Raw genomic sequence first — 12,496 nt, 5'->3', positions numbered from 1 at the left:
ATCATACTTCCTTTCTTCTTTTAATTATTGATAGGAGGATTTTGGGCACTAATAGCTGCTCGTACAGTTGGATAATCCGGATTTCCAGGATAATCATATTCAATATGATAAGCTCCCATACCTCCATGTTCTATTCCACATGAAGGATGATAATCTTGCTGTTCAGAAAAATAATGTTTATCTATGGCTCTTTCAAAAGTAGCCGTAACAATAGATTTTTTCAGTACCTCTTCAAATATTTCCGGATGATAACTGCTGACTCCCCCATAACCAGTAAAGAAATCGTCTAGCCCGGAATGTCCCAGTTCATAAGTTTGCCAAGCAATATAGTCCAGACTTTGTACTACATCATCAGCTAGAATATCGTAAAAACGGAGCCATGATTTACCACCTGGGATATCGGCAACAAGCATCTTTCCCGTCTTATTAAACTCTTCACGTAAAGTGCGCATAAATGTATTAGCTCTTTCCGGGTAAGCTGAAGACATTAATGTTCCATTGTCTTCAATATCATAATCGAATCCATCCACATTATATTTATTGCATGTATCAACAATAGCGAGAGCATATTTTTTAGCCGCTTCTATATAAGTATCTTCATCATTTGGGTCAATCCCCCAAAAAGCATTCTTTACATCAGTTGCATTACCACCCGGAGTTAAATTGTCTCCAATATCACCAGCACGCCAGCAAAGTACGGCTTTTGAACCTTTTTCCTGAAATTTCTTCAAGTCTTTCTGCTGTTCTGCTGTTAAATTCCCCCAACACAGCCAAAGACTCACAAAATCCACACTGTCAGGAAGCCCACACAGAGAAGATGACATGGTAACTCCTGTCCAGTTACCAAACCAGCCAAACATAACTTTATGAGGAGAATTAAAATAATCCTTCAGGTTATTCTTATATCCGTCTGATACGGGTACAAAATAATCTTTCGCCTCAATCTCCGTCCAATCACTACAGGCCGAGTTCAGGAATCCCTGCGAAAAGAATAAGCTAATGCCTATTCCATATATTATTTTTTTCAATTTACTCATTTTCATAAATAATCAATTTTATAGTATTTATTAATTCTTTTTTGCCCACCAAATGTCAGTAGCGGAATTATCCGAACCACCCATGATGGATACAGCCGCCCGCACATTGGCATTGTTTGTATTATACTCCGACTGCGGGAAAGGCAAACGACGCATACCACGTTCAACTGTCACGCCATCTGTATTCAGATTATTGACAACAGGAAAATGTTTCGGATAACCTGTACGACGAATATCAGCCCATGTTTCCCAACCATTAGGAAAATTAGCAATCCATTTCTGAACGAGAATGCGTTCTAAATTAACTGACGGATCTGCTGTTTCATCATATTTCGGAGTGACTTCAGACACTGCTGTTTTATTCTTACCAGAGTCAGTCGGATCTACGTAATCATTAGGTTTTTTGGTACTCGCCAAATAATCACCGATAGTTACCTTGCGTTCTTCCATAGAAACTTGTACTCCCTGTTCATAGAGATCTTTTGCCTTTCCATTCATGGTCCAACCTTTCAATGCACCCTCGGCACGCAAGAAATAGGCTTCAGAAGCCGACATAATCAGCAAATTGTCTGTTTCTCCTATATTAGGACGGGAAAAAGTTGCATATTTAGCCTGTGTAGCATCGCTTTGATAAATACCATTGCGTACTCCGATGCGACCAGCACCATCAAGTTGTGCGTCATTCACATAAGCAGGCAAACGGGGATCGGCATATCCGCCTAGATAAGAGGTTATATTGGCACTTACACGTATTTCATTCCAGGAGAAAGCGACACGATAATAAGGATTCATACCATCATTGAAGCTACTGTATGCAGCATCAGCAGAGGTAGTCATAACTCCTATCACATCAGAAACCGCTTCTTCCGCCTTCTGTCTGGCTAGTTCCGGGGCTACATTAGAAATACGCATTGCCATACGCAATTTTAACGTATTGGCAAATTTCACCCACTTATTAAAATCGCCACCATATACAAGGTCATATTCTGTTAATGAAGACATATCCTCACCACCAAGAACAGCAGTTTTGAAAGCAACAATAGCCTCATCCAGGTCTGCAAACATACTCTTGTATAAATCCTCCATCGAATCATAAGCTACAGTAAAAGCAGAACCTGTGATTTTTGAATAAGGAATTGGCCCATAACAATCACTGATTCTTACCGAAGCAGCAACACGCAATATTTGCGCCCATTGATATGCCAAACCTTTTCCTTCTGATAAATCTCTAATCTGGAAAAATCCGGTATAGATTTGGGGCATTGTCGTATCGAACATATTGCCGTACCATCCGATACGTGGATTATAGGTATAATAGTTACCACCATTCTTCCACGTAGCGATACAAGTTATTTCTCCACCATACTCCGACCCGGTCATCTGGTCCAGCATTTGCGAATTATTCTGTTGTCCCTGCACCAATGCGGGAAACATACTTCGAATCAGCGAACCTGTTGCAGCATTATCACCCAACATATCTTGCGGGGTCGGTCCAAAAGGATTCGTATTATATTCTTCAAACTTACCGGTACATCCGGTCATCAGCAAAGCCATCAAAACACATGCTGACAGTTTAACGTACTTTCTCATCATATTTTTCATACTTATAATTACATTTAGAATGAAAGTCTCACATTAAATCCAAAGCTCTTCAAACTTGGTTGCTGAAAATAATCCACTCCCTGATAGAAGTTGCTAGTAATAGATGAAGTGCTTTCCGGATCAAAAGGAGCTTTGCAATAAATCATCCACAAATTCTTCCCAGTCAAACCTACTGTCATGTTCAGTTTATTCTGAAACCACTTATTAGGCAGTTGATAGCTCAAACTCAATTCAGAAAGACGTACGTTCGTAGCACTATAAGTATAATAAGTACCGATAGCAGTAGAAACCTTCTTATAATAATCTTCGGCATCAACCTGAGTGTCACCAACCCAAACACCACCATTCTGACGGGCGATTGCAGACGTTTCAGAAACGCCATAATTATCTAACATAGCCTGTGTATCAGAAACAACCAGACCGCCGACACGGGCTATAAATGCAAAGCCCAGACTTAAGCCGTTCCACGCAACATTTCCATTCCAACCCAAATGATACTTAGGAAGCACCGAGCCTATTTTACGATACTCTGTATTCTCAATGGCAACAGTTCCATCGGCAGGGTCTCTCCATATATATCCGTTAGGAGATTGACGTAAACGTTGATTTATACAGATATCTCCCATTGTTCCACCTTCATATAGCCGCAAAGTAGGACCACCACTAATACCCAACGTACCTTTTGAATAATAATCCATATGAATGGTTTCACCTGTATCCTGATTAATTGCTCCATTGGCCAGACTAATGATTTCATTTTCATTGATTGTATAAGTAAAGTTGGTAGAAACCTTCACTTTATTAAATGTATCTGAGTAACCGACTGCCAGTTCAATACCCCGGTTCTGAATATTTCCGGTTTGAACTATATTTTTCTTATATCCTGATGAAGCGGAGGCATCTACATAAAATGTTTGATTGTAAGTGTTAGAACGATATAACGTCATATCGAAATTAATCCGATTTCTCAAGAACTTGGCATTCAAGCCAAACTCCCATGACTTTGTATTTTCGGGCTTTAAGTCCGTGTTGTAATGGTTAGCAGGATATTCATAAGTGTTAGTCTGCTCATTATACGTGTACTGCATCTGTGTCAAATATCGACTCGGTGAAGAGGCTACTTCCGCCCATGAGCCACGTACTTTTAAGTAAGAAATAGCTTCCGGTAACTTAAGCGACTCACTAATCACCCATGACAGACCTACTGATGGATAAAAATAAGAATCTTTACTGGTGAAAGCCAATTGCGAAGCCCAATCATTACGTCCGGTCAACGTCAGATACAATTGGTGATTCCAACCTACCTCAGCACTGGCAAAGATACTTTGCACCTGATCATGCCATTTACTTTCATTACGTTTTGAAGTATTCATATTGATATTACCAACATGGAACTTATTGGTAACTTGCGCCAAACCACCTTTTACATACATGGCATCTTCCTGTATATCATTAATGGAAGCCCCCACAGTAGCATTTAACGAAATCTTATCATCCCAAAATGTCTTATTTATACTTGCCATTGCATCCGCATATACGGAACGGTCATTTTGTTTTGTATGTCCATAAAATCCCTTTGAACTACTTTCTGTAAAAGTTCCTCTAGTACTTGCATAATATTCTTCAAACATATCCTGATCGGAGTTATCTACCCGTACACGTCCCACAACATTAATCCAGTCTGTTATATCCCATTTCAAATTGGCATTAAACATATAACGACGTTTTGATAGTCGGTTTTGCATACGATTCATTATCCAATACGGATTTTGCATATCTAAAGCCGTACCAAAAATAGCTTCCGGCCAATATTGGGTCATGATATTACGAGCTTCACTATAACGTTCATACATCTGTACTTCCTGAAAATTTTCACCTCTAGGGAAAAGATAAAGAGAAACCAACGGATTGAAATACTGTCCACTACCTACCATGTTCTTATTATTCTGAATAATGTATTGTGCTCCTAAATCAAGACTTAGTTTATCATTGCAGAACTTACTAGTATTACGAATAGAAAAATTATATCGATTGTAAGCATTATTAGGTAAAATACCAGTAGAATTAGTAGTTGATATGGAAGCATAGGTCTGATTTTGTTCCGTCCCCGTTGTCATGGTGAATCCATTCATCTCATTCACACCTGTATTGAAGAAATCCGAAGGATCAAAATTAGTGGGTGTATCTAATAATCTACCCCAACTCATTGATTCTCCTTCACGGTTACCATAAAGGTTCTGGAACTTGGGCATCATTAATGGAGAAGAGAAACTAGTGCTATTACTATATGTAATCTTAACCTTACCAGCTATTCCTTTTTTCGTTGTAATTAAAACAACGCCATTGGAAGCATCCGAGCCATATAATGCAGCAGCAGAAGGCCCTGTCAATATTGTCATGCTCTCAATATCTTCAGGATTAATATCAGCTACACTATTAGTTCCCGGCTGTTTATTCATTGTACCACCAGCATTATCGCCAGCATTGACATTGAACATCGGAATACCATCAATCACATAGAGAGCATTGTCATCTTTTTCCAACGATTTCGTACCACGCATCACCACACGTGCTGCTGCTCCCGCACCTGCTGAAGAAGCATTAATAGTAACACCTGCAACTTTTCCAGATAGGGCATTTATAAAATTAGCATCTCTCACAGTAGTTAACTCATCTCCTTTCACTTGCTGAACATTATAACTTAAAGCCTTTTGCTCACGCTTGATACCCAATGCAGTAACAACAACTTCATCCAGTGTTTGAGTATCTTCTCCCATCACTACTTTTAAAGGTTGTGCATTGGCTAGCGTGATTGCTTGGGAGAAATGTGAGAATGAAAATAGAGGACTAAATTCTAATTCAAAAAATTATCTCTACTTTCAAATTTTCATGTAGTTTTTTTGTTAAAACAAATATTATCTATAGCGATGTTATAAAAGAGCAATAACATTCCGATATAGTTACATTCTACTCTATTTAAACATGTATAAAAATAATTTGCCCCTGAAAACTTAATTTTGGTTTTCAGGGGCACTTCTCACAGAGTTTATATTATCTGTCTTTATTTCTCAGCAGGGAAGACAAACATTTCTCCACCATTATCATCGAATCTTCCCGTCATCGGAAGGTTCAGATTATCCTTATCTCCGTTATAATAGGTAGCCCAGTTCCAGATTTTCGTTGCATCTTCTGTAATTTCACCTGTTTCCAGATTACGCTTCTTTCCATTACATGGATAGTAAAGTAATAAACCTTTCTCATCAGGATTCACCATTTTCCAGGTATATGCTTTGATTTGTTGTGCAGTACGAGCGATATCCCAGAAACGAACTTCACGGACATATTCATTAGCACCGCCCAACCAGAAGCCAATCAAACCATATTCTCCGTCTCTGATTTCACTCGATGCCACTAAATCACCGTTTACAAATACTGAAGTATCTTTGCCGTCATAAACGAATGTAAGCATATACCATTCATTGGCTTTCGCCGCAAATTTATTCTTTGGTACATCAATTTGTGCAGAGCCCGTTTTTATTTGCAACTGATTCGGGTCGATAGTTACGTCTCCGAAACGAGTGAAAATCTCATCGTGCGGACCCGCATTGGCAACCAGTTTTGTTCCACCAATAGATCTGTTGTTAGCTGAATATGCAGAACGTTTAATCATAATTTCCATAGTCCACTGTTTAACTTTAAAGTCTTGTGGAAACATATCACTCCTCTCACTTCCGGCATTATTCATAAGAAGTGCTTTGGTACGTGTACGTTTTTCCAAGATAATTAATGCATCTTCTTCCCCCGGAATAGGAGCAACAGATCCCTTAGACAAACGAATCGGTAATGCATAATCTCCTTTCAAAGAAAATTTCAGGTCTTTCAATGAAACCGGAATGGACTGCATAGCCAGATTAGGCTTAAAGTTCATAACAGTTGGTATTTCGTACATTTCGGCTGGCAACATCAGATACGATGTGTTATTCTTTCTATTGTATTCGTCAAGTTGTGCCTGGTCACCGACAATTAGAGGTATATCGCATGCTTTATCCTCCTTTACCGTTAATCCAACTTTGACGTCTTTGATGAAATATTCTCTACCTTCTTCCACAAAAATCTGGATAGGGCCGTCAGCGGCGATATATGCACCTTGTTCACTTCCATAATCTTTTTGAGGATCTGTATACAATTCGTTCTGGCAGCTTGCTAGAAGCAATGTACCGAACAGAGTCATAACTATTTTTTTCATTTTCTTTCAGATTAAAATGTTTATTCAAATTTACCCGGATATACCTGGTTACCATAATAAAGTGCGGTTCTAAGCCACTTATACGAGGGGTTGTTGGCAAAGTCGTATTCCATGTGATAACTACCTACGCCACCAATTCGTTTACCACTAGGCAGATCCATAGTTGCATAGTCGAAAATCTGAGCTCCGTTACTATATCTGAATTCGGGACGCACCGAACTGGAATAATAGGTAACTCCACCGGTTCTCCAACCCTGCTCAAATTCAACAGTGATAATCGTTTTGCGTTCCCAATCATCCAAATGTGGATTATTGATTTTGTTAATTACCGAATTTGTACTACTTTCCCAATAGGCTTGGTAAATATAATGGTCTATCATCTTGGATGTTTCAGTAGACAATAGATCCGGCTGACCATCCATTACCAACATTCTTCCGGCAGGACGTAAACGGGTGCTCAGGGTTTCAATAAAGGCTTGCATTTTTTTATTGCCGGTTGGGCTAATTGTCTGACCGTTAGCCAATGTCCCCGAATGCCCATATCCCGGTTCGTAGTCAATATCAAAACCATCAATATTATATTTCTCAATAGTATCGCAGATGGCATTTGCATATGCAATACTTCCTTGCACTGGATCTCCCTTTCCTAGCTCTTCTACCCAATATTGCTGTGCATTTTTTCCTTCCGGAGTGATGGCGGAACCAATATCCTGGATAATCCAGCAAAGTAAGGCTTTACCTCCTTTTACCTCTTGGAAGAATTTCAGATCTGCTTTTTGTTCTTTTGACAAATATCCTCTTGCCCCCCAAAGTGAAACAAAATCTACACTATCAGGTAACATCTTCAGATAGTTTTGGGCATTTGTCCCTTTACCAGTCCAGTTGCCATACCAACCGAAACCTTTCACATGAGGAGTTTTACGATATTCTCTAAGCTCCCGATAATATTCACGTTGCGATGGCATTAAATCCTCTTCGCCCTGAGCCTCAATAAAGGGGATATAACGTGTTATTTCCTCCTGTTCCGGGAACATCTCACGCTCTGTTTCTGTCCAGTCAGAACATGCTGCGAATCCCAGAGCTGCAATGCCAATGTATAAATAATTACGTAACTTCATAATATTAATTGTTGTTTATTGATTATTAAAACAATAGATTATTTTCTTAATTTTGGACAGGTCTGTTAGGACGTACCCACCAAAGTTTAGTACCACCTTTATCCGGACCATTTAACAAAGTTGAGATGGAAGACATATTAGGGTTACCGTCATACTCTTTTGTGGAAAAGCTGAAACGTTCAGGCGTTCTGGATTTTGCATCTGCACCAATCTTATTAGGTAGATTGTCATCGAAAAGATCTGCCAGATAAGGGAAACCTGTTCTACGATACTCTGTCCAAGCTTCTACTCCATTAGGATAGAGAGCCAAATATTTTTGAGTAATGATCTGTTGTAGTTGGCCTTCTTCAGAAGCTGTATCATCCCATTTAGGAGCAACATTACCCGTGGTGATATCAAAACCGTAAGAATAATAACCAGCATAATGATAATTACTCGTTGTTAATATCGCAGGTTTCACATTACCTTTGTTTAAATAGCTAGTGGCTACGGCATCTGTGATACCCCATTCATCCATAGACATTTTAACTCCAGCTTCGTACAGACTTTTCACATCTCCTTCTGTCAGATTATATAATACTGCTTCGGCTTTTAAGAAGAATGTTTCGGAAGCTCTGAACCAATATAATGGATCTGCATTCTCCGCTTTCGGGCAAGATGCAAACTCTGCACTGTTTTCTTTTGTACCTTGGCCTTGAGTATTACCCGGAGCTATACAATAGTATCCATCTATTTTGTTATATGTACCCTGTGTGTAGTACATTTCCAAACGTGGATCGCCATATCCTGTCAGGTAAGACCATGCTGTAGCACCCATACGATTTTCTTTGTAATCAATTGTTGCGATTAAAGAATTAAGTAATGGGTATTTACTTGTGTTACCGATTTTAGCTTCATCAGTTTTGCTTTCAATCACCCCTCCGTTCTTAGGATTTAACGCTTTCTCAATATATTCTTTAGACAAATCTTCATTGACAAAGTGAACACGAACCGCTATTCTTAACATTAATGAATTTGCTAATTTTGTCCACTTTATGGGATCTCCATCATAAATCAAATCGTATTTCGGCATAATCTTTGAAGTCGCTTTGTTTAGAATGTCTGCACAAGTCTCTAAATCTTTTAGCATAGCTTTATAGACATCTTCCTGCTTGTCTAATGCTGGAGCGATGTCACCATTTCCGGCGTTGGAATATACGATGGGGCCGAAGCAGTCAGTAGCTCTTAACCAACCGGCAACTTTTACGACATTGAATATAGACATAATCTCTTGTTTCTCGGGTTCTTCGCTGGTTCCTATTTTTTGATATATTTGTACCCAAGGTTGATATGCTTTCATATATAGCTGTTCATAAGCATAGTTCATTCGGTTGTCGGCAAAATCCCAAGTAGCTTCAGTACCAAATTTCCAATTATTATTCATTCCGAAATAACCAATGTAATTTCCAGAAGACATAATATCTGTAACAGCCAGGTCATTACCTGGTCCAGTTGTCTTACTCGGTGAACCGATAGGGATAACACGCTGCTGCATATCCATTAGTTGGGTACCATAAATTAATCCGCCTGCTTCCAGCTCTTCGTCCGTCACACCGGTGGTACTTTTATTTATATCCACATAATCTTCGCAAGCGGTTAGTAAACTTAGCGAGAAGATTAATAATAAGTATTTCTTAATTTTCATAATTTCAATTATCAATAATTAGAATCCAAATTTCAAACTAAACCCGTAAGTGCGGCTGCTGGGCAACATGAAATAGTCATAACCTTGACCAAATGTGCCTGTTGAAGCTGTTAATTCAGGATCATATGGAGCTTTGTTGTAAATCATCCATAAATTGGTACCATATACAGAAATATTGACGTTTTTCACAACATTACCAAACCATTTGTTGGGTAAGGTATAGCCAATGCTGGCTTCTTGTAAACGAACGTTTGTGGCAGAATATACATAATATGAATCCAAATCGTAGATAGTTCCATAATAATCTTCTGGTTGCATCTTAATATTACCCAACATAGCGTAACCTGCGTCGCGGGCATCAGCGGATGCTTTAGATACACCAAAACGGTCAAGGGTAGCTTGTGTTTTGGAAATAACATTACCACCGATTCTTGCAGTAAACATTACGTTAGCATTAATTCCTTTGTAGCTGAATCCATGTCTCCAGCCCAGATTCCATTTCGGATTGACTGTACCGATTTTAAACGGTGTCGTATTTTCCGTAGCTATTGTCTGTCCGGGATTGTAGGGAATGTATCCCTCTTCATTCTTCTCTACCCGACGATCAGCATACAGAGCACCTACTTCACCACCTTCACGGAGACGGAAACGACCTAGTTTGATATCACTTAAATCCATCAATTCACCGCTAACAGGATTCTTTACATTAGAAGCCAGTTTCTTGATCTTGTTTTTGTTGGAAGTAGCAGTGAAAGTTGTATTGTAATTAAATTCGCCAAACGTCTGGTCGTAACCTAATGTCAATTCGATACCCCTATTCTGTACATTACCGGCCTGAACATACATATATTTATATCCACTGGTTCCCGGCATATCGGCTTTCAATAACTGGTTGTAAGTGTTAGATTGATATATTGTAACTCCTAAAGTAATGGTGTTATTAAACCATCTGGAGTCGAGGCCTAATTCATATGAACGGGTACGTTCTGCTTTCAGGTCGCTTAATGGATAATATTCGAAAGGAGCTACAGTCCCATCTTCCAGCTTATGGCTAATAGTGCCCGGAGTCAAGCCTGTAAATGGAATTGGAGAGCCTACTTCTGTATAAGAACCTCTGACCTTTAAATAACCTAATACAGGCTGGATACTTTCGCGAAGACTATTTGGCAAAAGTTCGGTGACGATAGCTGATAGACCTACTGACGGATAGAAAATCCATTCTTCTTTACTATTCACTAATTGTGATGGTTTATCTGCACGGCCGGTCAGAGTCAGATACAAGGCCGAGTTCCATGAAAATTCAGCAGAAGCGAAAGCAGCGAAATTTTGTGTACGGGAATCACCACCGGTTTCGAAAACATTGGCAACGGCTGAATTTACATTTCCATAGGTGAATTTATTGGGCACCAACAACAGGTCACCACCATATCCATGTCCTTTCGTATCATACTCCTCAAAAGATACGCCGGCATTCACTGTAGCATGATATATCTGGGCAAACTGTTTGTCAAAGTTGACCATAATATCGGCATATTTCTGTTTGTAGAACTCATTTGAGTACTTGTAGCGACCGTTTTCTCCAGCGAAAGTACTGATGGTAGATGCGTAACGTTTGTCTTCCGATTCGGAGTATGTGTTGTCCATGCGGGCACGACCGACGACATTCAAATAGTTTGTGATGTCATATTTCAAACTCGCATATAGCATATAACGATCTTTTGCTTCAGGACGCAAATTGCGGTAAGCAATCCAATATGGGTTTTGTACATCCATACCCATACCACCTGGTTGCCAGTTCTGTGCATTGTATCCTAATTCGTTATTATAACGTTCGAAATATTTTTCACTTTCAAAGTTCATTCCTCTAGGATATAGGTAAGCTCCTACAATAGGGTTAAAATATGTACCGAAAGATACCATGTTATTGTAGAATTCACGAATATAGCTGGCAGATACATCTAAAGTTAACTTATCATTCAAGAATTTTGCTGTATTGCGGAATGTTACATTATAACGATGATATTTGTTGTTTTCAACCATACCAGTAGAATTAACTGCAGAAGCAGAAATATATGTCTGATTCTTTTCCGTTCCCATTGAAAGGTTGAATGAATTATTGAATGTGGCTCCTGTATTAAAGAAGTCTTTGGGTTCCCATGAAGATGGCTTTTCCATTTTATCGCCCCAAGAGAAATAATTACCTGAAACATTTCCATAGGTGTTCTGGAATTCAGGCATTATAAATGGATTGGCAAATTCAACGGAGGATGATACGTTCAACCGCATTGTACCTTCGGCGCCTTTCTTTGTATTAATCAGGATAACACCATTAGCCGCATTTGCACCGTATAATGCGGCAGCCGACGGGCCTGTTAATACAGATAGGCTTTCGATATCATCCGGATTGAAATTGGCTATACCTTCGCCAGAAGTTGCTCCACCGAAACCTGTACCATCTCCTGCACGATCGGCTTTATTTCCGATTGGAATTCCGTCTACTACGTATAGTACGTTGTTCTGTCCTGCAATGGATTTATTACCACGCATCACAACACGAGTACCGCCACCCACACCGGATGCGCTACGTTGGATGTTTACACCGGCAACTTTACCATTCAGGCTATTCATAAAGTTAGCGTCCTTCACTGTTGTCAACTCATCACCTTTTACTTGTTGTACATTATAACTCAATGCTTTTTCAGAACGCTTGATACCCAAAGCTGTTACAACAACTTCATCCAAAGCTTGGGCATCTTCTCCCATGCTAATTTTTAAAGGTTGTGCATTGGTTAGTGTGATTGCTTGGGAG

At 39.4% G+C, this 12,496-nt stretch carries 7 protein-coding genes; all 7 read right to left on the bottom strand.

Translation table 11 applies throughout. The features are described 5' to 3' along the window. Positions 1-20 precede the first annotated feature (20 nt). A complete protein-coding gene (locus HC965_RS25015) occupies positions 21-1,043 on the bottom strand; it encodes a glycoside hydrolase family 18 (protein WP_191034011.1) in 1,023 nt (340 codons plus the stop codon). 24 nt (positions 1,044-1,067) lie between these two features. Further along, positions 1,068-2,630, bottom strand: a complete 1,563-nt coding sequence (locus HC965_RS25010; protein ID WP_223855022.1) for a SusD/RagB family nutrient-binding outer membrane lipoprotein — start codon at positions 2,628-2,630, stop codon at positions 1,068-1,070. Between the two features lie 23 nt (positions 2,631-2,653). Then, positions 2,654-5,452: a SusC/RagA family TonB-linked outer membrane protein gene (locus HC965_RS25005; RefSeq protein ID WP_370539998.1), complete on the bottom strand. Its 2,799-nt coding sequence runs from the start codon at positions 5,450-5,452 to the stop codon at positions 2,654-2,656. 248 nt (positions 5,453-5,700) lie between these two features. Further along, a complete protein-coding gene (locus HC965_RS25000) occupies positions 5,701-6,885 on the bottom strand; it encodes a BT_3987 domain-containing protein (protein ID WP_191034008.1) in 1,185 nt (394 codons plus the stop codon). Positions 6,886-6,905: 20 nt separating this feature from the next. Then, positions 6,906-8,003, bottom strand: coding sequence for an endo-beta-N-acetylglucosaminidase family protein (locus HC965_RS24995; RefSeq protein ID WP_191034007.1), 1,098 nt, complete (start codon positions 8,001-8,003; stop codon positions 6,906-6,908). A gap of 46 nt (positions 8,004-8,049) precedes the next feature. After that, positions 8,050-9,687 carry a SusD/RagB family nutrient-binding outer membrane lipoprotein gene (locus tag HC965_RS24990; protein WP_191034006.1) on the bottom strand — a complete coding sequence of 546 codons (1,638 nt, stop codon included), beginning with the start codon at positions 9,685-9,687 and terminating at the stop codon, positions 8,050-8,052. A gap of 18 nt (positions 9,688-9,705) precedes the next feature. Continuing rightward, the coding region (locus HC965_RS24985) for a SusC/RagA family TonB-linked outer membrane protein (RefSeq protein ID WP_223855021.1) at positions 9,706-12,496 on the bottom strand (2,791 nt) is incomplete at its 5' end.

This window comes from Bacteroides sp. GM023 (assembly GCF_014750685.1).
Lineage (GTDB): Bacteria > Bacteroidota > Bacteroidia > Bacteroidales > Bacteroidaceae > Bacteroides.
This window is presented reverse-complemented; position numbering and strand designations above follow the sequence as displayed.